The 23837-nt window shown below is 71.6% G+C and carries 17 protein-coding genes and 1 tRNA gene; 10 read left to right on the top strand and 8 right to left on the bottom strand.

The features are described from left to right. Positions 1 to 128: 128 nt before the first annotated feature. The 7 genes from ACFRKB_RS33540 (at position 129) to ACFRKB_RS33570 (ending at position 11193) form a co-directional block, all read left to right on the top strand. Positions 129 to 1571 carry a hypothetical protein gene (locus ACFRKB_RS33540; protein WP_383110387.1) on the top strand — a complete coding sequence of 481 codons (1443 nt, stop codon included), beginning with the start codon at positions 129 to 131 and terminating at the stop codon, positions 1569 to 1571. An 11-nt stretch (positions 1572 to 1582) separates the two neighbouring features. Further along, positions 1583 to 2641 (top strand): glutamate ABC transporter substrate-binding protein, encoded by a 1059-nt coding sequence (locus ACFRKB_RS33545; protein WP_383110388.1) that lies wholly within the window; start codon positions 1583 to 1585, stop codon positions 2639 to 2641. A gap of 144 nt (positions 2642 to 2785) precedes the next feature. Then, positions 2786 to 4117, top strand: coding sequence for a hypothetical protein (locus tag ACFRKB_RS33550; RefSeq protein ID WP_383110389.1), 1332 nt, complete (start codon positions 2786 to 2788; stop codon positions 4115 to 4117). Positions 4118 to 4163: 46 nt separating this feature from the next. After that, positions 4164 to 7010, top strand: a complete 2847-nt coding sequence (locus ACFRKB_RS33555; protein WP_383110390.1) for a serine/threonine-protein kinase — start codon at positions 4164 to 4166, stop codon at positions 7008 to 7010. Positions 7011 to 7013: 3 nt separating this feature from the next. Continuing rightward, the gene (locus tag ACFRKB_RS33560) at positions 7014 to 8423 is read left to right on the top strand and encodes a PP2C family serine/threonine-protein phosphatase (RefSeq protein WP_383110391.1); all 1410 of its coding nucleotides are present in this window, start codon (positions 7014 to 7016) and stop codon (positions 8421 to 8423) included. A 117-nt stretch (positions 8424 to 8540) separates the two neighbouring features. Then, positions 8541 to 9899 (top strand): vWA domain-containing protein, encoded by a 1359-nt coding sequence (locus ACFRKB_RS33565; RefSeq protein WP_383110392.1) that lies wholly within the window; start codon positions 8541 to 8543, stop codon positions 9897 to 9899. Positions 9900 to 10005: 106 nt separating this feature from the next. Further along, positions 10006 to 11193, top strand: coding sequence for an FHA domain-containing protein (locus tag ACFRKB_RS33570; RefSeq protein WP_383110393.1), 1188 nt, complete (start codon positions 10006 to 10008; stop codon positions 11191 to 11193). Here ACFRKB_RS33570 and ACFRKB_RS33575 read toward each other — a convergent pair. Further along, positions 11174 to 12289 carry a methyltransferase domain-containing protein gene (locus tag ACFRKB_RS33575; RefSeq protein WP_383110394.1) on the bottom strand — a complete coding sequence of 372 codons (1116 nt, stop codon included), beginning with the start codon at positions 12287 to 12289 and terminating at the stop codon, positions 11174 to 11176. The genes ACFRKB_RS33570 and ACFRKB_RS33575 overlap by 20 nt on opposite strands. Positions 12290 to 12434: 145 nt before the next feature. On the opposite strand from ACFRKB_RS33575, the gene ACFRKB_RS33580 reads away from it, so the two are divergent. Beyond that, positions 12435 to 12839, top strand: a complete 405-nt coding sequence (locus tag ACFRKB_RS33580; protein ID WP_383110395.1) for a globin — start codon at positions 12435 to 12437, stop codon at positions 12837 to 12839. Between the two features lie 6 nt (positions 12840 to 12845). Here ACFRKB_RS33580 and ACFRKB_RS33585 read toward each other — a convergent pair whose 3' ends face one another. The 7 genes from ACFRKB_RS33585 to ACFRKB_RS33615 form a co-directional block, all read right to left on the bottom strand. Beyond that, positions 12846 to 13544: a serine/threonine-protein kinase gene (locus ACFRKB_RS33585; protein WP_383110396.1), complete on the bottom strand. Its 699-nt coding sequence runs from the start codon at positions 13542 to 13544 to the stop codon at positions 12846 to 12848. Further along, a complete protein-coding gene (locus ACFRKB_RS33590; RefSeq protein ID WP_383110397.1) occupies positions 13541 to 14017 on the bottom strand; it encodes an acyl-CoA thioesterase in 477 nt (158 codons plus the stop codon). The genes ACFRKB_RS33585 and ACFRKB_RS33590 overlap by 4 nt, the downstream gene beginning before the upstream one ends. 1 nt (position 14018) lies before the next feature. After that, positions 14019 to 15683 (bottom strand): energy-dependent translational throttle protein EttA, encoded by a 1665-nt coding sequence (gene ettA / locus ACFRKB_RS33595; protein ID WP_365972646.1) that lies wholly within the window; start codon positions 15681 to 15683, stop codon positions 14019 to 14021. A gap of 210 nt (positions 15684 to 15893) precedes the next feature. Continuing rightward, positions 15894 to 17318 carry a Cys-Gln thioester bond-forming surface protein gene (locus tag ACFRKB_RS33600; RefSeq protein WP_383110398.1) on the bottom strand — a complete coding sequence of 475 codons (1425 nt, stop codon included), beginning with the start codon at positions 17316 to 17318 and terminating at the stop codon, positions 15894 to 15896. 223 nt (positions 17319 to 17541) lie between these two features. Continuing rightward, on the bottom strand, positions 17542 to 18063 hold the full coding sequence (locus tag ACFRKB_RS33605) for a single-stranded DNA-binding protein (RefSeq protein ID WP_383110399.1): 522 nt from the start codon (positions 18061 to 18063) through the stop codon (positions 17542 to 17544). A 201-nt stretch (positions 18064 to 18264) separates the two neighbouring features. Next, positions 18265 to 20130 (bottom strand): GTPase, encoded by a 1866-nt coding sequence (locus tag ACFRKB_RS33610; RefSeq protein ID WP_383110409.1) that lies wholly within the window; start codon positions 20128 to 20130, stop codon positions 18265 to 18267. Between the two features lie 146 nt (positions 20131 to 20276). Beyond that, positions 20277 to 21875 (bottom strand): dynamin family protein, encoded by a 1599-nt coding sequence (locus ACFRKB_RS33615; protein ID WP_383110410.1) that lies wholly within the window; start codon positions 21873 to 21875, stop codon positions 20277 to 20279. Positions 21876 to 22191: 316 nt separating this feature from the next. Here ACFRKB_RS33615 and ACFRKB_RS33620 point away from each other — a divergent pair. Further along, a tRNA-Arg gene (locus ACFRKB_RS33620) sits at positions 22192 to 22264 on the top strand. A 1016-nt stretch (positions 22265 to 23280) separates the two neighbouring features. After that, complete coding sequence (locus ACFRKB_RS33625; RefSeq protein WP_383110400.1) at positions 23281 to 23643, top strand: hypothetical protein; 363 nt, start codon at positions 23281 to 23283, stop codon at positions 23641 to 23643. Positions 23644 to 23837: the final 194 nt, after the last annotated feature.

Raw genomic sequence — 23837 nt, forward strand, 5'->3', positions numbered from 1 at the left:
GCGAGAAGGACAAGATCCAGTCAACCCTGGTGTAGTTGTCAGTGCCTGCGGCCATACTGCTGACCTGGAGTTGTCCCCCGACCCGCAGGGGACGGGCCGCCGTCGTCCATGACCGAGGGGGAGGTCACGTGACAAACCCGCCGAATGTGCGCCCCGCGCCACCGTCGGCCCCGCAGCACGCGCCCGCGCGGCCTCCGCTGCCTCCGTCGGCCGCGCAGGCCGGTCCGCCGCCCGCGCGCCGGGCGGCGTGGGCGGAGACGACGGAGCGGCTGCGCGCCGCCGCGACGACGGAGCCCGGCCGGCTGCGGATCATCGGCGCGGCCCTGGCCCTGCTGGTCGTGGCCTTCGGTGCGGTGACGGCATGGGAGGCGTCGGACCGGTTCACCGCCGCCGATGACGTGGTGAACCGCAGTCAGCCGCTCAGCGTGGACGCGGCCGACATCTACCGCTCGCTGGCCGACGCCGACACGGCCGCGGCGAGCGGCTTCCTGGCGGGCGCGCCCGAGCCCGCCGACGTACAGAAGACGTACCGTACGGACATCACGACCGCGTCCGGGCTGCTGATCACCGCCGCCACACACACGGACGGTGCCAGCGAGTCGGGCCGTCAGATCGCCACGCTCAACGAGGGACTGCCGCGCTACACCGGCCTGATCGAGCAGGCCCGCGCCTACAACCGGCAGGGGCTGCCGCTGGGCGGCGCCTATCTGCGGTACGCGAACCAGCTGATGACCAACGAGCTGCTGCCTGCCGCCGAGAAGCTGTACGCGGCGGAGACGGACCGGCTCGCGACGGACAACGACGACGCGCGGCTGTGGCCGTTCGTCTCGACGGCGCTGGGCGCGCTGGCGTTCGGCGGTCTCTTCTGGGCGCAGCGGCACAACTACCTGCGGACGAACCGGGTGTTCAACCACGGTCTGCTCGCCGCCACCGCCGCCTCCACGGTCCTGCTGCTCTGGCTGGCCGCCGCGCAGACCGTCGCGCGCTCGGACCTGGAGAACGCGCAGACGCACGGCCAGGCGTCGCTCAAGGTCCTCAACGACGCGCGGATCAACTCGCTCAAGGCCCGCGCGAATGAGAACCTCACCCTGGTCGCGAGGGGCGCCGTCCTCAACGAGGACAACAAGGACAAGTACGAGACGGACTACAACACGGGCATGGACAAGCTCAGCGTCGCGCTCGGCAGGGCCAAGGAGCTCGCCGACAACAGCGACGGCCGTACACCGGTGAACGACGCGATCGCCTCGGTCTCCGAATGGCGCGGGCGCCACGCCCTGGCCAGCAAGGCGGACAAGACCGGTGACTACAAGACCGCGCTGGCGAAGGTGATCGGGACGAAGGACCCGGCCGGCGAGTCGTTCCGCCAGGAGGACTCCACCGGCGAGTCCTTCCGTCAGGTCGACTCGTCGCTGAAGCTGGCGATCGATCTGGAGCAGAAGGAGTTCGACACCTACGCCTCGGACGGTCTCGGCGCGCTGAACGGTCTGGCGATCGGGGCCGGCGCACTGGCGCTGGTGGCCGCGCTCGGCGCGATCCTGGGGATCGGCCGCAGGCTTTCGGAGTACCGGTGAGAGGGGGAGGGATGACCTCGACGGACAGGCCGCGCCGGCCGCGCGGCCCCGGCCCGTTCCGCGGACTCCGCGGCTGGGGCGGTGTCTCGGCGATGGCGGGCGCCTGTGTGCTGACGGCCGTGCTCACCCTGCTGCCGCTGGCTCATACGACCTCGGAGGAGACGGAGAGCTCCGAGCAGCGCATCGCCACGGCCACACCCGCGAAGGCCGACGACTGCCCGTCCCCGGAGGCCAGTCTCCGGCCCGTCGACGACAACAACGCGCCCGGCGTCAAGGCGATCAGAGACCGTACGGGTGATGACCGCAAGCTGATCGTCGGGGTCGACCAGAACAGCTACCGCTGGGGCGCCCGGAACCCGGACACCGGCGATCTGGAGGGCTTCGACATCGATCTCGCGAAGGCCATAGCGGCGGACATACTGGGCAGTCCGGACGCCATCGTCTTCCGTACCATCCCCACCAACCAGCGGATCGAGGCGCTGGAGAGTGGCACGGTGGACCTGGTCGTCCGGACGATGACGATCACCTGCGACCGGCTCAAGGACGTCTCCTTCTCCACCGCCTACTTCCAGACGGGCCAGCAGATACTGGTCCCCAAGGGGTCGGCCATCACGGGGTACGACGAATCGCTGGCCGGGAAGCGGGTCTGCACGGCCGAGGGTTCGATCGCGAACGAGACACTGAAGAGTGAATCGTTCGGCGCGATATTCGAGGACGAGAATGAGGGGAAGCCTTCGGACAAGGACCAGTTGACGGTGCCCAACCAGCTCGACTGCCTGGTCCGGCTCCAGTTGGACGAGGTCGACGCGCTGATGACGGACAACGCCCTGGCGGCCGGCCAGGCGGCCCAGGACCCGGCGGTCGAGCTGCGCGGGAAGCCGCTCAAGCCGGAGTACTACGGTGTCGCCGCCAAGCGGGGCAACGACGACCTGGTGCGCCGGGTGAACCATGTGCTGGAGGAGTACCGCGCGGGCGGCCCCAACAGCCCCTGGATGACGTCGTACAGGAACTGGCTGGCGGCGGGGCTGCCGGGCATCACGAAGCCGCCCGCGGCCACGTACAAGGACTGAGGGGCCGAGGACTGAGGGGCCGGGGACCGGGCGGCCAGGGACAGAAGGGCCAGGGGCCGGGGACCAGCGGCCGAGGATCATCGGGATGTGTCGCGCCGGGCCGGTGTTCCGGCAGGGCCGAAGAGACGAGCGGAGAGGTGAGCGATGGGCGTCACGGGTTCCTTCCCCGACTCGACGGGGAGGTCACCGGGACCGGTGATGGACCGGGACGAGGTGGACCGCGCCCTGTCGCGCCTCGAAGCGGAGTACGAGGCGATCGAGACCTCGCTGCTCGCCCTCCAGGACCACGCGGGCCGCAGACTCCTCGAAGGCGCCGAGCTGACCGGCGTCACCAGGGACCGCTGGGCCTCCGCCGAGCTGTCGATCACCCTGCTCTGGACGTACTTCGACAGCTACACCGCGGCGCTGAACGGGGCGCGCGAGGCGCGCGCCAGACGGCGCTGGCCCAGCCGGGACGATCTGCTGGAGCTGACGGAGGCGCTGCGCGGCCGTGCTGTCGTGGTCGCCGGAGCCGCCGGGCAGCGGCCCGCGTCCCTCGCGGGCCCGGCGAAACTCTCCGAGCGCTTCACGCTCGCGGAGCTGGTGACCAGGATGAACGAGCTGTACGCGTCGTCCCTGGACATGGTCGTGGCCGCCGACTCGGTGTGGTCCGCGCTGCCCGCGCGCATCGATCTGCTCTCCGCGGAGCTGCGGCGCACCCGCTCGCTGGCGCACTCCGTCGGCGTACGGCCCGGTGAGCACCCGGCCGGTGACGACCTGGAGTCGATCACGCGAGAGCTGAGCACGCTGCGCGATCAGGTGGTCTCCGATCCGCTGGCGTTCTGGCGCCCCGCGCCCGGCAGTTCGGCGCCGGGCGGCGGCCGTCCCGACACCGAGCGCTATGACCGGGCCGCCCGCGCGCTGGAGGACGTACGGCGCGAGATCGAGGCGGTCCTGCGGGTGCGGCAGGACTCCGAGGAGCGGCTGATGCGGCTGCGGGACGTACTGTCGCGCGCGGACCGCACGCTCACCGAGGCCCGGTCGGCGCGCGGCGAGGTGCTGGCGAAGATCGCCGCCTCCGAGGTGCCCGCGGTGAGCGGTCCGCCGACGGCCCTTCAGGAGCGCCTCTCGACCGCCGCCGAGTACCGCAGACATGCCCAGTGGCACCGGCTCTCGCCGCTCCTGGAGTCGCTGGAGCGGGACGCCGAGGACGAACTGCTGCGGGCCCGCGAGTCCTTGACCGCGGTCACGGCGCCGCTGGCGGTCCGCGCGGAGCTGCGCGGCCGGCTGGACGCGTACAAGGCGAAGGTCGCCCGGCACGGACTGGCCGAGGACCCGGTGCTGATCGAGCGGTACGACGCGGCGCGCCGGATGCTGTGGAGCGCGCCCTGCGATCTGCGCGTGGCCGAGGAGGCGGTGCTGCGCTATCAGCGGGCGGCGGCGGATGTGCTCGTCCCCCGCGGGCCCGGCCCCGCCGGCCACAGGGGGGACTCATGACAGAGGGAGACGCGACAGGGATGCCGGCGGGCCGACGGGGGGACAGATGAGCGGGACGAACGCATGCCAGCGCCCCGGCTGCGAGGGTTCGTACGAGGACATGGGCGGCGGTGAGCTGTACTGCGACACCTGCGGTCTGGCGCCCGTCGTCTCACCCAACGGATCGCTGTCCTCGCCGCCCACCGGCATCACGGGCGGCGGCATCACGGGCGGCGGCCGGAGCAGCGGTTCCGGGCGTGGCTCGCGCTCGTCCTCGCGCTCGTCGTCCGGCTCCTCCGCACGGGCCTCCTCGCGGAGTTCCTCACGCTCCTCCACGTCCCGGCGCTCGGTCTCCGGCCGCCTCTCGCGCACCCTGTCCGGGCGGCTGTCGACCCAGTCGGTGTCGGTCCGCAGCTCCGGCTCGTCCACGGCCGCGTCGGGCCGCAACCGGCTGGGCGCGGGCCTCGTCTCCGTACCGGACGTACCGCGCCCCGACCCGCGTTCCGCGGTGATGGAGCACCCGGAAGTGCCCGAGCGCAAGCGGTTCTGCTCGCGCTCGGACTGCGGGGCGCCGGTGGGCCGCGCGCGGGGGGACCGGCCGGGGCGGACGGAAGGGTTCTGCACGAAGTGCGGGCACCCGTACTCGTTCGTGCCGAAGCTGCACGAGGGCAATATCGTGCACGGCCAGTACGAGGTGGTGGGGTGTCTGGCCCACGGCGGGCTGGGCTGGGTCTATCTCGCGATCGACCGCGCGGTCTCGGACCGCTGGGTGGTGCTCAAGGGTCTGCTGGACACCGGCGACCAGGACGCCATGGAGGCGGCGATCTCCGAACGCCGCTTCCTCGCGGAGATCGAGCACTCCAACATCGTCCGTATCTACAACTTCGTGGAACATCTCGACCAGCGCACCGGCTCCATGGACGGCTACATAGTCATGGAGTACGTCGGCGGCAAGTCGCTCAAGGAGATCGCCAACGAGCGGCGCACGGCCGCCGGCAGGCGCGATCCGCTGCCGGTGGAGCAGGCGTGCGCGTACGGCATCGAGGCGCTGGAGGCGCTCGGCCATCTGCACAGCCGCAACCTGCTCTACTGCGACTTCAAGGTCGACAACGCGATCCAGACCGAGGATCAGCTCAAGCTCATCGACATGGGCGCGGTCCGCAGGATGGACGACAACGAGTCGGCGATCTACGGCACCGTCGGCTACCAGGCACCCGAGGTCGCGGAGACCGGCCCGTCGGTGGCCTCCGACCTGTACACGGTCGCGCGCACCCTGGCGGTGCTGACCTTCGACTTCCAGGGCTATACGAACGTGTTCGTGGACTCGCTCCCGGACCCGGACAACATCGAGGTCTTCCGGACGTACGAGTCCTTCTACCGGCTGCTGGTCCGGGCGACGGACCCGGATCCGGGGCGCCGGTTCTCGTCGGCGCGGGAGATGGCGGAGCAGCTGACGGGCGTGCTGCGGGAGGTGGTGGCGCTGCAGACAGGGCGTCCGCGTCCCTCGCTGTCGACGCTGTTCGGTCCCGAACTGCGGGTCACGGACACGGAGCTGTTCGCGGAGCTGACCGAGGAGGTCTCACGGCTGGGGGCGCGTCCCGAACCGGCGCGGGGCGGCGGCCTGTTCGGGCGGCGCGCCAGAGCGACGGGCCCGGCCCTCGCGGGCGGCGACGGGACGGGGACCGGGGCGGTCCTGCCGCCGGGGGGCGGTGCCGGGGCCGGCCCTGGGGGCGGCACGGTCGCGCTTCCGGCGCCGGGCGCGCGGCCCGGCGTGCCCGGCGCCGGCGGACTCGCCCCGGCGGCCCCGCCGTATCTGCCGGCGCCCCGTGGCGAGGCGGCCCCGGGCGCGATGGCTCCCGGCGCGATGGCTCAGGGCGCGATGGTTCCGGGCGCGATGGCTCCCGTGGCGGGCGTCCTTGGTACGGCGGGCACCACGAGCCCCACGGACTCGGACGTGCCGCGGCTCGCGCCGCTCGACACCCGCGCGGTCGCGCTGGCGCTGCCCGTACCGCGAGTCGATCCGAACGATCCGAACGCCGGATTCCTCGCCGGTCTGCTCGCCTCGGCCCCCGCCGAGCTGATCACCGCGCTGGCCGCCGCCCCCGCCGACTCCGTCGAGCGCGGACTGCGCGAGCTGCGCGCCCGGCTGGAGATGGGTGAACTGACCACGGCCGCCGCGTCGTTGGCGGCCCTGGAGGAGCGGCGTCCGGACGACTGGCGGATCGTCTGGTATCGCGGCGTCGCCTCGCTCGCCACGGGTGACCACGAGACCGCGGCGCTCTCCTTCGACGCGATATACGACGCGTTCCCCGGCGAGCCGGCCCCCAAGCTGGCCCTGGGCGTCTGCGCCGAGGTGCTCGGCCAGCTGGACAACGCCGCCGAGTACTACCACCTCGTCTGGACGACCGATCCGAGCTATGTCAGCGCGGCGTTCGGTCTCGCCCGGGTGCAGCTGGCCGCCGGTGACCGGCCCGGTGCCGTACGGTCCCTGGAGTCCGTGCCCGAGGCGTCGATCCACTACACGGCGGCGCGGGTCGCGGCCGTACGGGCCAGGCTGCGGCAGCGCGGGGCGACGGCGGCGGCTGTCGGCCCCGGCCAGGAGCGGCCGCTGATCGACGATCTGACGGCGGCGGCCCATCAGGTGTCCGCGCTCCAGCAGTTCGGTCTGGACGCGGTACGGCGCGAGCAGTTGGCGACGGAAGTACTGGGGACGGCCCTGGACTGGGTACTCTCCGGTAGTCCCGGCTCCCGTCCCGTGCGGGCCGTCCTGCTCGGCAGTGAACTGGACGAGCGTGGGCTCCGTTTCGGACTGGAACGCTCGTACCGGGTACTCGCCCGGCTCGCTCAGCGCGGCGAGGAGAGGATCGAACTGGTGGAGCGGGCCAACCGTTTCCGCCCCCGGACGTGGGTGTGATTGATGTCCCAGAAGCCCGAGTCGGCGCAGCTGCCGACCTGCCCCAGCTGCGAGGAGCCGCTGGAGTCCGGCGACCTGTTCTGCGGCGCGTGCGGCTATGACCTGTCGGTCGTGCCACCGCGCCCGGACGACAGACCGACCCTCGTGATGAACGGTCCGGGACCGGCGGAGTCCGGGGGCCGGGTGCCTGACGGCCCGGTGGCCGGTGTGGAGTGGCCCACGGTCACGGGTACGGACAGCTCGGGTACGCCGGCGCCGGTGCATCTGCCGGAAGAGCTGCTGGGGCTGGAGTCGAGCGGCTCGCGGCTGCCCGCCCATCCAGGTGATTTCGAGCTGGCCGCGCCCGGCAAGCCCGGCGCCGTGGTCCGGGACAGCTCGGCGCGCGACTACGCGGGCCGGGAGAGCGCCGGCCCGGAGACCCCGAACCCGGACGCCGCCGATCCGCGCACCGCGGACCCCGGCGCGGCGGTCCCGTCCGGCGGCAAGCTCTGTGTCGCCTGCCGGGCGGGACGGGTCGACACGGACGGCTACTGCGAGAACTGCGGACACGCCCAGCCGCGCGAACGTGACCATGTGGAGCAGGAGTTGGGCGCGGTGGCGGCCGTCAGCGACCGCGGGCTGCGCCATCACCGCAACGAGGACGCGTTCGCCGTGTCGTCCGCCGCCCTGCCGGACGGCTCCCCCGCCGTGGTCGCGGTCGTCTGCGACGGTGTGTCGTCCGCGACCCGGCCCGACGAGGCGTCGGCCGCGGCGGCCGCCTCGGCGAACGAGTCCCTGCTGGCCGCGCTGGAGCGCGGTACGCATCCGCAGCAGTCGATGCACGAGGCGATCGTGGTCGCGGCCGAGGCGGTCAACGCCCTCGCCACGGCCCCGGGAGGCGGGCCGGAGCACGACCCGCACCGCCATCAGAACGCCCCCGCGTGCACCATCGTCAGCGCGGTGGTCGCGAGCGGTCTGCTGGTCGTCGGCTGGATCGGCGACAGCCGGGCGTACTGGATCCCCGACGACCGCGGCGGCCCGCCCGCCCGGCTCACCGAGGACGACTCCTGGGCCGCGCAGATGGTCGCGGCGGGTCTGATGAACGAGGCGGAGGCGTACGCGGACGCCCGCGCCCACGCCATCACCGGCTGGCTCGGCGCGGACGCGTACGAACTGGAGCCGCACACCGCCTCGTTCAAGCCGGACCGGCCCGGTGTGGTGGTGGTCTGCACGGACGGTCTGTGGAACTACGCGGAGGGCGCGGACGAGATGGCCAGGGCCCTGCCCGCCGACGCGGCGCAACGGCCGTTGCACGCCGCCCAGGTACTGGTCGGGCACGCGCTCGACGGTGGGGGCCACGACAACGTAACAGTGGCGGTGCTGCCGTTCGCCCTGCCACCGCAAGGGGCAGGATCCGCCTACAGCTCGGCGTGAGTCCCGATCTCGATCACACATGCCCTGAACTGACCGATCACTGATCAATTGAAGACCTTTTACTGCCCCTTTCACTGACTTGTCTCTGCTGCGTGGAGCGTCAAGGAGCCGATACAGATGGCGAACTTCTCCAAGTCGAACGTGCCGCGGTTCTCCGTCGACGTGTACCAGAACGAATACCTGCCGGAAGGCGGGCGCGAGGTCAACGCGATCGTCACGGTCACCTCGACGGGGGGCGGCACCACCGGTGGAGTGCCACTGGCGGGAGCCTCGTCCACGCCTTCCGCCCTTCCCGGGAACGGCCCGAACGCGGCCGTGGTGATCATGGTCGACTGTTCGGGGTCCATGGACTACCCGCCGACGAAGATGCGCAACGCGCGCGACGCCACGGCCGCCGCCGTCGACACCCTGCGCGACGGCGTCGCCTTCGCGATCGTCGGCGGTACGCATGTGGCGAAGGAGGTCTTCCCGGGCAAGGGGAGACTCGCGATCGCGGACAGCGGGACCAGAGCCCAGGCCAAGGAGGCGCTGCGCCGGCTGAGCGCGGGCGGCGGTACGGCCATCGGCACCTGGCTGCGGCTCGCCGACCGGCTGCTGGCCACGGCCGATGTCCCCATCCGGCACGGCATCCTGCTCACCGACGGCCGTAACGAGCACGAGGCGCCGGAGGATCTGAAGGCCGCGCTCGACTCCTGCGCCGGACGGTTCACCTGTGACGCCCGCGGTGTCGGCACGGACTGGGAGGTGAAGGAGGTCACGGCCATCGCCTCCGCGCTGCTCGGGACGGCCGATATCGTCGCCGATCCGGCGGGCCTGGCCGCGGACTTCACCAGCATGATGGAGAACGCGATGGGCAAGGAGATCGCGGATGTGGCGCTGCGGCTGTGGACCCCCGTCGGCGTGGAGATCGCCTTCGTCAAGCAGGTGGCGCCCACGGTCGAGGAGCTGACCGGCCGGCGCACGGAGGCGGGGCCGCGGGCCGGGGACTATCCCACCGGGTCCTGGGGTGACGAATCGCGCGATTACCACCTGTGTGTACGGGTTCCGGAGGCCGGCATCGGCCAGGAGATGCTGGCCGCGAGGGTCTCGCTGATCCTCCCCGCGCCGGGCGGCGGCGCCCCCGAAGTGCTGTCGCAGGGGCTGGTACGGGCGGTGTGGACGGACGACATGGCGGCCTCCACCTCGATAAACCCCCAGGTCGCGCACTACACGGGTCAAGCCGAACTGGCGCAAGTCATCCAACAGGGTCTGGATGCGCGTAAGTCGGGCGATTTCGACGGCGCGACCGCGAAACTGGGACGTGCGGTGCAGCTCGCCGCGTCGTCGGGGAACGCCGATACCGCGAAACTGCTTTCGAAGGTGGTGGACGTCGTCGATGCGGCGACAGGTACTGTGCGACTGAAGGCGAAGGTCGCGGACGCGGACGAGATGACTCTCGAAACGCGCTCCACCAAGACCGTTCGCGTCAAGAAGTAACCGCGCGACGAAGCGCGCCACGAAGCATCCGCGCGAAGACATCGCGGCACGGACACACGGAGAACGGCGGCCTGCGGGCCGGACGAGGAGAGGGGGAAGCGCCGACATGCCGACCTGCCCGAACGGACACCAGTCGGGTTCCGACGACTGGTGCGAGGTCTGCGGCCATCGCATGGCCGGTCCTGGCGCTCCCACGGGGGCCGTGCCACCGCCGCCTCCCCCGCCGCCGCCCGCGCCCGGCTACGGCTACCCGCCGGGCCCCGACGCCACGGCCCAGGCCGAGCTGTGCCCGCAGTGCCGCACTCCGCGCGAGCCGATGGCTCCGTTCTGCGAGGAGTGCCGCTGGAACTTCCTGACGAACACGGCGACGTCCTACACCCCGCTGGCTCCGCAGCAGCCGAGCCCGGGCAGTCCCGTCCCCGGGCTGAACCTGCCGCCCGGCTTCCAGGCCCAGCAGCCGCCCCGGCCGCCGGATCCGTACGAGTACCAGAGCTCACGGCCCTCACAGCTGAACCGGCCCGCCGAGCCGCTGTCGCCCGAGCCGCCGTCGCCGCCTCCGGTGCCCTCGCCGCAGAACCCGCACCAGCAGGGACCGCCGCCCCCGCCGCCGTATCAGCAGCAGGGACCGCCGCCCCCGCCCGTCTTCCAGCAGCAGTCGCCCGCCCCGCAGGCGCCCTCGCCGGCCCGGCCGGCCGAGGACGACTGGATGCTGCCGCCCCCGTCGGCGGCATCGGCCCCGGCTCAGTCCCAGGCTCAGCCCCACGCCCCGGCCCAGCCCCATGCTCCGCAGTCACAGCAGCAGTCGCAGTCGTCGCAGCAGTCGCAGGCACACGCTCAGGCGCAGGTGCCCCAGCAGCACGACCCGATGCGGCAGTACCAGCAGCCACCGGCCACCTGGACGGCGGTCATCGGCCCCGACCGTGAGTACTTCATGGCGATGATGCAGCGCAGCGGCCCCGAGGCCACCGGGCTGAATCTGCCGGCGTACTCCCCCGAGCAGCATCTTCCGCTCGCCGGGAACCAGGTCTCCATCGGCCGCCGCCGGCACTCCACCGGTGAGTCCCCGGAGATCGACCTGTCCGTCCCGCCGGAGGACCCGGGCGTCTCGCACCAGCACGCGGTCCTGGTCCACCAGCCGGACGGCAGCTGGGCCGTGGTCGACCAGAACTCCACCAACGGCACCACGCTCAACGGCGCCGAGGACCCGATACAGCCCTATGTCCCCGTCCCGCTCAAGGACGGCGACCGAGTGCATGTCGGCGCCTGGACGACCATCACGATCCGTCGAGGCTGACGCCTCCCGGGCTGAGGGGCCATACGTACGGCCCCGCCGGGTCGTCCAGCCAGGCCCACTGACGCCCACCGGTGATGGTGACGCCGAACCGGTCCCGCTCCGGGCGGCGCTCGCGCTCCCAGAGGGAGAGCGCCTCGTGCGGATCCAGGCTGCCCGAGGTCAGGGTGAGCAGGAAGCGGAAGAGTTCGTTCTCGCTCGCGCGCCTCGGCAGTCCGCCGAGGGGGCGGCGTGCCAGGGCCCTGCTCCCGGGCACGCCGCGCAGCGGTACGAAGTAGGCGGCGGTGTTCAGGAAGTGCCCCTCCGCGCAGGTGCCGCGCTCCCCTTCGCCGCGCCCTCTCACGCCGCCCTGCGCCCCGTGCCCGCGGGCGCCGTTGCCGTGCGTGCCGTTCGCGTGCGCGCCGTTGCCGTGCGTGCCGTTGCCCACAAGCAGGTTGATCAGCCCGGTGGCGAGCGGCGCCAGGATCCGCGCCCCCGGCCGGCACTGCACCAGCCAGGCCGTCGGCACGGACGGCAGCGTGCAGGTCGCGATGATCCGGTCGAACGGAGCGCGCTCCGGGCAGCCGCGCGCGCCGTCGCCGGTGATGACGGCGGGCCGGTAGCCGGCCGTGGCGAGATGGCTGCGAGCGGATTCGGTGATCTCGGGATCGACATCGACGGTGGTGACGCGTTCGTCGCCCAGCCGGTGACAGAGGAGAGCCGCGTTGTAGCCGCTGCCCGCGCCGATCTCCAGGACGCGGTCCCCGTCCCGTACGTCCAGCTCCGCCAGCATCCGGGCCATCAGCGAGGGCTGGCTGCTGGACGAGATCAGCTCGCCGTCGCGCACCCGGGTCGCGAGCGGTCCGTCCGCGTACGCCCCGCGCAGCCAGCGCCGGCGCCGCGCCGGGTCGGGGTCACCGCGCCACAGCCGGTCGTAGCCACCGGGACGGCCGACGAAGTAGTAGGGCACGAAGAGATGGCGCGGTACCGCCTCGAACGCCGCCCGCCAGGCCGGGTCGTCGAGCGCCCCGGTCGCGGCGATCTCCCGGATCAGCCCGGCGCGTGCGTCGGCGACGTCCGCCTCGTCCGGCCCGTACACGTCCTCCCGGTGTGCGCCCATCTCTCCACTGTCCTGGGTGAGCGGCCGGGAAGCGAGTGGGCCTGGGCATCTGCGCGCCAGTATCGGACAGGCCGGGCCAGGCGGGACTTTGAGGACAGGCCCTAGGCCGGAGGTCCTCCGCCGGGCCGTCTGAGACCATGGAGGGGTGAACGAGATTCCGCGGGGCGCACTTCAGGAGCAGACCTTCTACGAGCAGGTCGGCGGCGAGGAGACCTTCCGGCGCCTGGTCCACCGGTTCTACCAGGGGGTGGCCGAGGATCCGCTGCTGCGGCCGATGTACCCCGAGGAGGATCTGGGCCCGGCCGAGGAGCGGCTCGTGCTCTTCCTGATGCAGTACTGGGGCGGTCCCCGCACCTACAGCGACAACCGCGGCCACCCCCGGCTGCGGATGCGCCACGCCCCGTTCACGGTGGACAGCGCCGCGCACGACGCCTGGCTCCGGCACATGCAGGTGGCCGTCGAGGAGCTGGGGCTCTCCGAGGCGCATCAGCGGCAGCTGTGGGACTACCTCACCTACGCCGCCGCCTCCATGGTCAACACCCCGGGCTGATCTCTCTCAGAGCGGGGTGACCGTGAGGCCGCCGATCCCCGCGTGCCGCAGCGCGATCGAGCCGTACGGCGTGCGGAGCCGGAGCCAGCTGCCCGATTCCAGCAGCGCCACCGGCTGTTCCCCGACGGGCGCGGCGGCCGGCACCATCGCGCGGACCGGCCGCAGGAACCCCAGCGACTGCGCGGCATGCACGGCCCGCAGCGGCAGACGCGTGTCGCCGAGGGTCCGGGACCAGATCTCCCGGCCTATCCGGTCGCGTTCCGCGCGGGTCCTGTCGCCGGGTGTCAACTGCTCGTCGCGGGACCGGAACTCGGCGACCGCGACGGTCAGCGCACGCCGCATGGCGTCCGTGCCGGGCAGCCCCGGAACCTGCCGCCAGCCGCCGCGCGGCGGCAGCACCCCGGCCCAGGGCGGGCCGGTGACGGCCGCCGGGACGACCGCGCTGCCCGCCGCCTCGTCGATCGCTTCGAGGAGTTCCCCGGCGGAGACGGTGGCATCGAGCGCGTACGGCGCGGCGAGCCTGGCCGTACGGATGGCGAGCACCTCGAAGGACGCCGGCCGGCCGAAGACGGCGAGCGGGCCGCCCCCGGCCTGGAGCCGTACCGCGGCGGCGCGGTCGTAGTGGATCAGCCGGGCGAGGAAGGCGCCGAGATCGGCCGCCTCCCGCGCGTCGGCGAACTCCACTGACCGCTCGTGCGCTGTCATGCCGCGAGCGCGTCCTTGTCCTTGTCCTTGGCGCTCTCGGCGCGCTCGCTTCTGCCGGTCGCGGCATCGTCGTCGAGGTACTTCAGGAGATACATCCTCTCCTCCTCGGTGATCCGCCGGGGCCGCCCGGCCGCCAGGTCGTACGGCACGACGACGGTCGAGGCCCGTACGTACACCTGGCCCTCGTCCTTGATCTCGTACGCGATCGTCAGCGACGCGGCGTTGATCTTCGTGACCCAGGACTCGATGGTCACCGGCTCGTGCCGGTGGACCAGCGGCCGCTTGTAGTCGATCTCGTGCCGGGCCACCACGGACCCGCCGGAGAAGGACGGCGAGCCGTCCCCCGGCGCCAGCCGGAACATGAAGTCGATGCGGGCCTCCTCCAGATAACTGATGAAGACCGCGTTGTTGACGTGCCCGAAGGCGTCCATGTCCGACCAGCGGAGCGGGCAGCTGTAGTAGTGGCGCGACATCTCAGCCTCGCGTCAGCTTCTTGTAGGTGGCGCGGTGCGGACGGGCGGCGTCCGCGCCGAGCCGCTCGACCTTGTTCTTCTCGTACGACTCGAAGTTGCCCTCGAACCAGAACCACTTGGACTCGCCCTCGTACGCCAGGATGTGCGTGGCGACCCTGTCCAGGAACCAGCGGTCGTGGGAGACGACCACGGCCGCGCCGGGGAACTCCAGCAGCGCGTTCTCCAGCGAGGACAGCGTCTCGACGTCCAGGTCGTTCGTCGGCTCGTCGAGGAGCAGCAGATTGCCGCCCTGCTTGAGGGTCAGCGCCAGGTTCAGCCGGTTGCGCTCACCGCCGGAGAGCACGCCGGCCGGCTTCTGCTGGTCCGGGCCCTTGAAGCCGAAGGCGGAGACATAGGCGCGCGAGGGCATCTCGACCTGGCCGACGTTGATGTAGTCCAGCTCGTCGGAGACGACCGCCCACAGCGTCTTCTTCGGGTCGATGTTGCCGCGGCCCTGGTCGGCGTAGCTGATCTTGACGGTGTCGCCGATCTTGATGCTGCCGGAGTCCGGCTCCTCAAGGCCCTGGATCATCTTGAAGAGCGTGGTCTTGCCGGCGCCGTTCGGGCCGATGACCCCGACGATGCCGTTGCGCGGGAGGGAGAACGACAGGTCGTCGATCAGGACCTTCTCGCCGAACGCCTTGGAGAGGTTCTCCACCTCGACGACGACGCTGCCGAGCCGGGGGCCCGGCGGGATCTGGATCTCCTCGAAGTCCAGCTTCCGCATCTTGTCGGCCTCGGCGGCCATCTCCTCGTAACGGGCCAGTCGCGCCTTGGACTTGGCCTGCCGCCCCTTGGCGTTGGAGCGGACCCACTCCAGCTCGTCCTTGAGCCGCTTGGCGCGCTTGGCGTCCTTCTGGCCCTCGACCTTGAGACGGGCCTGCTTGGTCTCCAAGTACTTGGAGTAGTTGCCCTCGTAGCCGTGCAGACGGCCGCGGTCGACCTCGCAGATCCATCCGGCGACATTGTCGAGGAAGTACCGGTCGTGGGTGACGGCGACGACGGTGCCGGGGTACTTGGCGAGGTGCTGCTCCAGCCACTGCACGGACTCGGCGTCCAGGTGGTTGGTGGGCTCGTCGAGGAGCAGCAGGTCGGGGGCTTCGAGCAGCAGCTTGCAGAGCGCGACGCGACGGCGCTCACCACCGGAGAGGTTGGTGACGGGCCAGTCGCCGGGCGGGCAGCCGAGCGCGTCCATGGCCTGTTCGAGCTGGGTGTCCAGGTCCCACGCGTTGGCGTGGTCGAGGTCCTCCTGGAGCTTGCCCATCTCCTCCATCAGCGCGTCGGAGTAGTCGGTCGCCATCAGCTCGGCCACTTCGTTGAAGCGGTTGAGCTTGCCCATGATCTCCGCGGCGCCGTCCTGGACGTTCTGCAGCACGGTCTTGGACTCGTCCAGCGGCGGCTCCTGGAGGAGCATGCCGACGGTGTACCCCGGGGAGAGGAACGCGTCGCCGTTGGACGGCTGCTCCAGACCCGCCATGATCTTCAGCACGGTGGACTTACCGGCGCCGTTCGGACCTACCACACCGATCTTCGCGCCCGGCAGGAAGCTCAGCGTCACGTCATCGAGGATGACCTTGTCGCCGTGCGCCTTACGCGCCTTGCGCATCGTGTAGATGTACTCAGCCAAGAGAAACCGTCCGGCAATCGAGAAGGGCCAATGTGCGGCTCCGCCGCGTGAGGGCAGATACACGCCATCTTGCCGCATGTCCATCCCCTGATGGAAACCAGTACCGCTCCCCGGACCGCTCGCACCCCCGTGGCAAGCCCGTGGCCCCCGGCACGCGGATGCGTACCGGGGGCCACGGGCTGCGAGGTCTCACTCAGCGCGAGCCGTCACTCACTCTCCGGGAGCCGAAGGCGTGGCGGCGTTCTTCTTACGGAGAAGGAACACGGCGCCGCCGCCGAGCACCACGAGCGCGATCGCGATGCCCGCGATGACCGGGGTGGCGCTGGAGGAGCCGGTCTCCGCGAGGTTGTCCGTGGCGTCCGCGGAGGAGCCGCCGTCCGGGGCCGGGAGGGGCTGCGCCGACTCCTGCTGGGTCACGGGGCCCGAGTCGCTGGTGGTCAGGCAGTCGAGGACGCCCTTGAAGTTCTGCGTGAACCCGGCGGGTCCTGTGATCGTGAAGTCGTACGCCTCGTCCTCGCCGACCGGGACGGTGACGGTCTTGGACTCACCGGCCGGGACCGAGTGCTCGGTGCCCTTGAGCTCGAAGACGAACGGCTCGTCGCCCTTGTTGGTGGCGGTGATGTCGACGCCGCCCTCGGCGCAGTTCTTCTGCGCGGTCACGGCCGGGATGGCGCCCTGCTTCGCCCAGGTCGCGGTCGCCGTCGCCGAGACCGTGGACTCGCTGGACCCGGCCAGGATCTGCGTCTGGCTCTTGGTCACCCCAGCGAAGGCGCGGCCGACCGGTACGGAGGTGGTGGCCTGCACGCCGAGCGAGGCGGTGCCGTCGGAGGCGTCGGAGGGGACGTTGAAGTACAGCTCCGTGCCGTTGGCGGCGGTGGTGACCGGGGCGCCGTCCTTGTCCGTGATCGTGACGCCGCTGGCGGCGGCGTCGGCGGGCGGCGTGACGGTGACACCGGCGGCGTCGGTGCGGACCGTGACCGGGCCGAGCTTCTGACCGGCCTTGCCGGAGACCGCGCCGGGCTCAAGCGTCAGGGACGCCTTGGGCTCGGCCGCGTCCTGGGCGCTCTTCTCCAGCCAGTCGGCGAGCTTCTCGGCCGCCGGGTCGCTGGCCTCGACATCGGCGTTGTCCGAGTAGCGCCAGATGGCGACCTGGGTGCCCGCCGCCGCCGTCTTCTCGGTGAGAGGCCCGGTCTCCGCGCTCTGGGCGAGCGCCGAGAGGTCGTCTATCTGCGGGTAGGAGTTCTCCAGGATCCAGCGGATCTTGCCGGCGTTCTTGTTGGCGCCGAGCGAGGTCTGGTTCCAGGGGGTCTCCAGGTACTTCGCCTGGTCCTGGGTGGGGTTGTGGATATCGATGCAGTAGGTCTTGAGCTTGCCGCCGCCGTCCACGGTCATCTCGAACAGGCCGGCGGGGAGTTGCTGGTCCTTGCCGTTGGTGTGGAGCACGGCGCCGTCGTAGGTCTTCAGTCCGTCGAGGGTCGCCGCGGCGCCGCCCTGATGCTGGGGGACCTCGTCGGCGGTGGCAGCACCGGCGCCGGCCACCGAGCCCATGGCCACCAGTCCCGATACGAGTACCGCGGCGGCGAGACGGGCGGCGCCTCGCCTCCGTACGGATGACGCAGATATCGAAGAAAACACAGAATTCCCCTTCGGGCGAGGTTCTTCCGCGGTGAACGCGTGGGGGGTTGCCTCGCCAGCAGACTCAAGTGCCCCGTGAGTACTCGCGAATCCTATGGACGGCGCGAACCACCGGAGTCCATTCACGCACTCCGCCAACCGTTCCGAATCGGAATCGTTATCGACACTCCGGCAGAGCTATACAAGACGCTTGAGTATATCGACATGTCTCCACAACCCACGCTCAGGGAACGGCAGTCGACGCCGTGACCAGCGCCCGGGCGGGAGCCGCGTCCGGCGCCCGGTCCGGGATGGACAACTGCGCCTGGTCCGGCCCCGGAAGACGCGCCCGGCTCCGCGCCTCCCCTTCCGTCGAGGGTTTGTGACGCTCCGTCAGCGAAGGGGTCGCCCTGGTCACACGTCTGAACGCGGCGGTCCCCCGCGTCAGATCGTGTCCGACCGCGACCGCGTCGATCTCCACGGACGTCCGGCGCTGGCCTTCCCGTTCGTCCTCCCGTACCCGCAATCGGCCATGCACCACCAGCGGCTCACCGACGGAGACCGAGGCGGCCAGATTCGCCCCCAGCGTGCGCCACGCCCATACCGTGTAGAAGCTCGTGGGCCCGTCCGCCCAGCTGTTCTTCTGCCGGTCCCAGCGCCGCCCGGTCACCGCGAATCGGAACCGGGCCACTCCGCCCGTGGCCGACTCCCTGAATTCCACCCCTGTCGCGACATTCCCCACCACGGTTACCACGGTGTCGTTCATAACGGCCCCTCCCCGTCCGGCTGCATTGGCTGATCCCATGCTGGACCGGATGGAAAGAACCTGCTGTCGCCTGTGTATTACCTGTCAGTTGTGGAAAACCCCGTCACCCGTCCCGGCACCACCGCCGCCGGCCCCGCCCCCGCCGGCTCCGCCGCCCCCGCCGTCCGCCGCCCCCGCCGTCCGCCGCCCCCGCCGTCCGCCTCATCCGCCCGTGCGGGAAACGGTCACGTACTGCTCCCGCACCTCCCGGTAGCGCATCAGCTCGGCCGAGATCGGGTCCAGCACCCTCGCCCGCCCGCAGGCCGCGGCCGCCTCGCGCAGCCGCCGCTCGGCGTCCTGCCCGTACCGCCGCGCCGGCCCCCTCGCTGCCGCCCCGCACGCCCACTCCACGAACGGTCCGCCGACGATCCCGGCGAGCATCACCAGCACGGGCGGCAGCAGCCCCGGTTCCAGTACGCCGACGATCTGCCCCACCAGCCACAGCGCGCCGAAGATCTGGAGCAGCGTCATGGATGCCTGCGCCAGCACGGCGGCGGGCCACCAGGCGGGCCGCGGCGGCCGGCTGCTCGGGGTCGCCGCCGTCACCGCCAGCTCGTCCAGCGCCTCCGGCAGCCCCTCCGCGCCCCGTGCCGCCGCCTCGCGCACGGAGTGCGCCCAGGGCGCGGGCAGCCCGTCGGACGCCTCCTCCGCCACCGTACGCACCGCCTGTTCGACCCGCTGGCGCGCCGTCAGCTCCTCCTCCACGATCTCCGGGGGCCGCGCCGACCGGCCGCCGGGCATCCGCTTGGACTCGTACCACCGCCACAGCCGCAGCCAGGGCGTCCCGCACGCGCGCCCCGCGTTCCTGCGCCAGGCGCGCTCCGCCGCCTCGCCCGCGGCCACCGCGCCGACCGCCCAGGCCAGCCGGTCGGCGAACTGCTCACGGGAACGCTCGCCGAGTCCGGCACGCCCCTCGGCGACATACGCGGACCGCAGCCGCCACGCCGCCGCGTCCACATCGGCGGAGAGCCGCCGTTCCGCGGCGTGGCGCTCCTGTACGAACCGCCCCAGCAGCTCGCGCAGTTCGCCCACGCCGTGCCCGCTGAGCGCGGAGACCGCGAGGACCGTGGCGCCGGGCTCGCCGTGTTCGCCGAGGGCCATCCCGTCCTCGTCCAGCAGCCGGCGCAGATCGTCCAGCACCTGGTCGGCGGCGTCGCCGGGCAGCCGGTCGATCTGGTTGAGCACGATGAAGGTGATCTCCGCGTGCCCGGCGAGCGGCCGCAGATAGCGCTCGTGCAGCGCGGCGTCCGCGTACTTCTCGGGATCGACGACCCAGATCACCGCGTCCACGAGCGCGAGCACCCGGTCCACCTGCTCGCGGTGGCGGACGACGGCCGAGTCGTGGTCGGGGAGGTCGACAAGGACCAGGCCTTGCAGCTCCTCGTCGCCGTCCCCGCCCGCCAGCGGCTTGCGCCGCAGCCGTCCGGGGATGGCCAGCCGGTCGAGCAGCCCCGCCGCGCCCTCGGACCAGACACAGGCGATGGGGGCCGAGGTGGTGGGCCTGCGCAGGCCCGTCTCCGAGATCGGCACCTCGGCCAGGGCGTTGAAGAGCGTCGATTTGCCGCTGCCCGTCGCTCCCGCGATGGCGACGACGGTATGGCGCGAGGAGAGCCGCTGACGGGCGGACGCCTCGTCCAGTACGCGCCCGGCCTCGGCGAGTACGGACCCTTCGAGCCGCGCCCTCGACAGTCCCAGCAGCTCGCCCAGGGCATCGAGACGCAGCCGCAGGGAGCCGCCGTACGCGCCCCCGATGGGCAGATGGGCCTCGGACTCGTCCGAACCGTCCCCCGGACCGCCGTCCAGCCCCTCCACGCCGCTGAGGCCGTCGAGAGAGTCCTTCCCGCCGGCGCGGCGGGCGATCAGACCGTCGTCCCAGCTGCCGGCGGAGCGGCCGGGCTCGTCGGAGACGACGGACTCGGGAACCTCATAGATCTCATAGGTCTCATGGACCTCATGAGTCTCTTGGACCTCATGGATCTCCACGGCCCCGTCGGACTCACCGGATTCCGCGGACTTGGCCGACTTCATGAATTTCGCGGGCTTCATGAATTTCGCGAACTTCCCGGACTTCCCGGGCTCCGTGGCGTTCTCGGCGCCCTCCGCTCCCTTCTCAGGAGCCTTCTCATTTGCCTCGTTGGTCTCACCAGCAACATCAGTCACCTGAGACACATCGGTCACCTTTCCCTCTGGAGTACGGACAGCGCGGCGATCAACTCGGCCTGCGGCTCCGGGGTCACCTCAAGCGCGTCGAGGGGCGCCAGCCGCCGGTCGCGCTCCCCGTGCAGTACGCGATCGATGTACGTCGTCACCAGCTCGCCGCCCCGGTCGCGCAGCCGCAGCGCCACATGCGCCCCGACCCGCTCCGCGAGCCGCTCCCCCGCGATCCGGGCCCGCCGGCCGCCGAGCAGGGCCGCGGCGAGCAGCGCCGCGACGGTCTCGGCGTCGGGCGCGGGGGTCCGTTCGAGCCGGCGCACCTCCTCCTCGGCCAGTTCCTCAAGGACGCGGCGCCAGCGGCGTACGTCCATCCCGACCCGCTCCGCCGTCTCCCCGTCCGGGCCCGGCACGGGCAGCGTCCCGGCGGCCGGCTCGCGCCCCCACGCCTCCTCCACCCGCTCCTCGGCGGCGGCCACCGCGCACTGGAGGAGCGCGCCGAGGCTCTCCACCAGCGAGTCGAGCAGTTCGCGCGCCGAGCTGTCCCGGGGATAGCCACGCCAGCGCGTGCGCGCGTCCCCGGCGAGCACGGCCCCGCGCTGGAGTTGCCGGCGTACCCGCTCGCCCTCGGCCGCGTAGGCGTCCTCCACCGCGCCCGTCAGCCGCACGGCGGCGGCGTACTGCGCGGCCACCGCCCCCGCCAGCTCCGGCATCCGCGCGTTCAGCGAGTCGATGACCCCGGCCGCGGTACGTACCAGGGCCTGCTGACGGGCCGCCGGATCCTGAACGCGGTGCGCGAGCCAGGCGAGCAGCGGCGCGACGGCGGTGGTGGGCAGCAGCCCCCGCCCGGCGCCCGCGGACTCGGGCAGTTCGGGGATGGTGAACCGCGGTACGTCACCGAGCCCGGCCCGTTTCAGCAGCGCCGCGTACTGCCGCGACACCTCGTCGATCACCTGGTGCGGCACCCGATCGAGGACGGTCACCAGCGACGCGTCGTACTCCTTCGCGGTACGAAGCAGATGCCAGGGCACGGCGTCGGCGTACCGGGAGGCGGTGGTCACCATGACCCATACGTCCGCGGCGCAGATCAACTCGGCGGCCAGCAGCCGGTTCTCCACCACGAGCGAGTCGATGTCGGGTGCGTCGAGCAGCGCGAGCCCGCGGGGCAGGGCGGCGGCGGTGTCGATCCGCAGCGAGCCCTGCCCCAGGGGCCCCGTGCCGTCCGTACCGATCCCCGCGTCGTCCTCCTGCTGAGGCAGCCAAACGCGCGTCAGGTGCGGCAACACCCGCATCCCGGCGAACCAGTGGTGGTCGTCGGGGTGGCAGACCAGTACGGGGGTACGTGTGGTGGGCCGCAGCACCCCCGCCTCGCTGACCCGCCGTCCCACAAGGGAGTTGACGAGCGTGGACTTCCCGGCACCGGTGGACCCCCCGACGACCACGAGCAGGGGCGCGTCGGGGTCCCTGAGCCTCGGCAGCAGATAGTCGTCGAGCTGCGCGAGCAGCTCGGCCCTGGTCTGCCGGGCACGCGGCGCCCCCGTGAGGGGCAGTGGAAGACGCACGGCAGCGACACAGTCGCGCAGTGCGGAGAGTGCGTCGATCAGCTGGGGCCGTACGTCCAAGGTCACCACATGCGAAGAATGCCCAATTTTGGAGCCTTTTTGAAGCGTATGGACATCCCTGCGCGCCGATCACATACTCGGGACAGACGGGACGAGTGGGACGCAGGCATAACGACTGCACAACACCCGGGGCGCCGAGCGCCAAAAGCGATGCGTGAATCGCACCTGCCTGCGATTATCGGTTCGCTTCACTGAACCTCCACAACGTGCCACGGGCGTGAAGCAACCGGGTCAAGGCGATCGGAGCCCTATCCTTGTCCCGGCAAGGTGGCGGAACCACCCAACCAGGGCTCCAGGTCACCGAGGCCACCACCCGGCCCCCGTAGCTCAGTGGATAGAGCAGGTGCCTTCTAAGCACTTGGCCGCAGGTTCGAGTCCTGCCGGGGGCGCTTTTCTACGCGCGGTGCACGGCCCTCCCCCAGGGAGGGCCTTTCCGCAGGTCAGCGCAGCCTAGCGGGCGCGCCGTAGCGCCGACGTAAACGTCGATACCGCCGATACCGCAGTCAATTACCGCCGCCGGGCAGGACCCTTGGCCTGAGCAGCAGGTCGCTGTGGCGCCGGGAGAAGATCCGTTCGTGGGCCGGGGTGAAGTGCCGACGCCAGACGCCCACCTCCAGGCCGTCGCCGTCGCCGTCGCCGGTGCCCGAGCAGGGCGGGTTCAGGGAAGCCGGAGGGGTGTCCGGTGGCGTGCAGGAGCCGGGTCAGGGCCTCTTGGCGGGCTTCGGCGGTGCCGCCGTGGGCAGGCCCCGCGAGTTCCTCGTGCGTGATCACGGTCACCGCCGGGTGGTGCGACAGCCCTTGGCAGAGGCGGACCTCCCCCACGCCGGGGAAGGCGGGGTCGGCCCGGCAGAACGCGCGGCAACTCGCCGTCCGGCACCCGGGCCGGCCGGCCCTCAAGCGCGGGATCCACGGGTGAGGGGAGGGTGACCTGGCCGAGACGCGTCCACCACACGCGCCACACGGCGCTGACCGCTTCCCGGGACGCCATACCGAGCCCGTCCCGCTCTCCGTCCCGTCCTCGCAGCAGCTGTACGGCCAGGCCGGAGCCAACACCTGCTTAGATCACGCCCGGTGGTCGATCCGGACCTTTCCCGGTCAACGACGTTCGCCCCGTTCGGGCACGGACGGGGCCCGCGGGCGGCCGGGGTCCGCCGTACTGCTCACGTTTCCTACGCGCCACGGCCGGTCACACTATGCGTAGCGAATTACGTATTCCTCTGGCGAGGAAATGCCAAATGTCACATTGATTCCCGGCGTACGCCGGTGATTTCCGATCGCGTGAACGCCGTATTCACCAGTGTCCCGGACTCGTACGGATGACATACGCCCTCCCCCTCTTCCCAGCGCGCTTTCCCGAGTGCCATAAAGGGCGGGGGAAATTCCCCGCCAAAGGAATGAGGAAAGCATGCGTAGATTGCATAGCAAGGCCGGCGTCCTCGCGGCTCTCGCCGTACTCGCGGTCGGCGGCGCGGGTGTCGCCTCGGCCGTACAGACAGAGGGTTCCGGCTCCGGCGTGCAGCGTGATACCACGGAGCCGCGCGTGGAGTACACCGGCGTCATCAAGGGCCCGCAGAACGCGAACGTCCACAAGGCCAAGCGCCTGAACGCCGAGGAGTGGGGGCTGATCTACAACACGGAGACGGTCCATCTGAAGTGCAAGGGCCGCGGCGGCGGACACACCTGGTACCAGCTTGAGGGGCAGCCGGACCGGTGGATCGTCGGATTCAAGCTCGAAGAACTCACTCCTGGAATTCCCAACTGTCCGTGACGGTTCCGGGAAACCACTGACCATGCGCGGCCGCGGGGGCACACTTCACTGATATGCCTCCACAGCCGTGCCGGATCACCGGGTGTCAGGTGCCCGGTGATCCGGCGTTTCCGGTTTCTTCCGGTGTTTCCGGGGTTTCCCGGGTTTCCGGGGTTTCCGGCAGCGCCCGCGATCGGACGGAGGCGGAGAAGACA

Source organism: Streptomyces scopuliridis (genome assembly GCF_042790125.1).
GTDB classification, from domain to species: domain Bacteria; phylum Actinomycetota; class Actinomycetes; order Streptomycetales; family Streptomycetaceae; genus Streptomyces; species Streptomyces scopuliridis_A.

Excerpts from the sequence above, each read along its gene's own strand:
- ACFRKB_RS33565 (WP_383110392.1), top strand. The coding sequence starts at position 8,541 with ATGGCGAACTTCTCCAAGTCGAACGTGCCGCGGTTCTCCGTCGACGTG.
- ACFRKB_RS33605 (WP_383110399.1), bottom strand. The coding sequence starts at position 18,063 with ATGAACGACACCGTGGTAACCGTGGTGGGGAATGTCGCGACAGGGGTG.
- ACFRKB_RS33545 (WP_383110388.1), top strand. The coding sequence starts at position 1,583 with ATGACCTCGACGGACAGGCCGCGCCGGCCGCGCGGCCCCGGCCCGTTC.
- ACFRKB_RS33560 (WP_383110391.1), top strand. The coding sequence starts at position 7,014 with ATGTCCCAGAAGCCCGAGTCGGCGCAGCTGCCGACCTGCCCCAGCTGC.
- ACFRKB_RS33625 (WP_383110400.1), top strand. The coding sequence starts at position 23,281 with ATGCGTAGATTGCATAGCAAGGCCGGCGTCCTCGCGGCTCTCGCCGTA.
- ACFRKB_RS33570 (WP_383110393.1), top strand. The coding sequence starts at position 10,006 with ATGCCGACCTGCCCGAACGGACACCAGTCGGGTTCCGACGACTGGTGC.
- ACFRKB_RS33575 (WP_383110394.1), bottom strand. The coding sequence starts at position 12,289 with ATGGGCGCACACCGGGAGGACGTGTACGGGCCGGACGAGGCGGACGTC.
- ACFRKB_RS33590 (WP_383110397.1), bottom strand. The coding sequence starts at position 14,017 with ATGTCGCGCCACTACTACAGCTGCCCGCTCCGCTGGTCGGACATGGAC.
- ACFRKB_RS33555 (WP_383110390.1), top strand. The coding sequence starts at position 4,164 with ATGAGCGGGACGAACGCATGCCAGCGCCCCGGCTGCGAGGGTTCGTAC.
- ACFRKB_RS33550 (WP_383110389.1), top strand. The coding sequence starts at position 2,786 with ATGGGCGTCACGGGTTCCTTCCCCGACTCGACGGGGAGGTCACCGGGA.
- ACFRKB_RS33610 (WP_383110409.1), bottom strand. The coding sequence starts at position 20,130 with ATGAAGTCGGCCAAGTCCGCGGAATCCGGTGAGTCCGACGGGGCCGTG.
- ACFRKB_RS33585 (WP_383110396.1), bottom strand. The coding sequence starts at position 13,544 with ATGACAGCGCACGAGCGGTCAGTGGAGTTCGCCGACGCGCGGGAGGCG.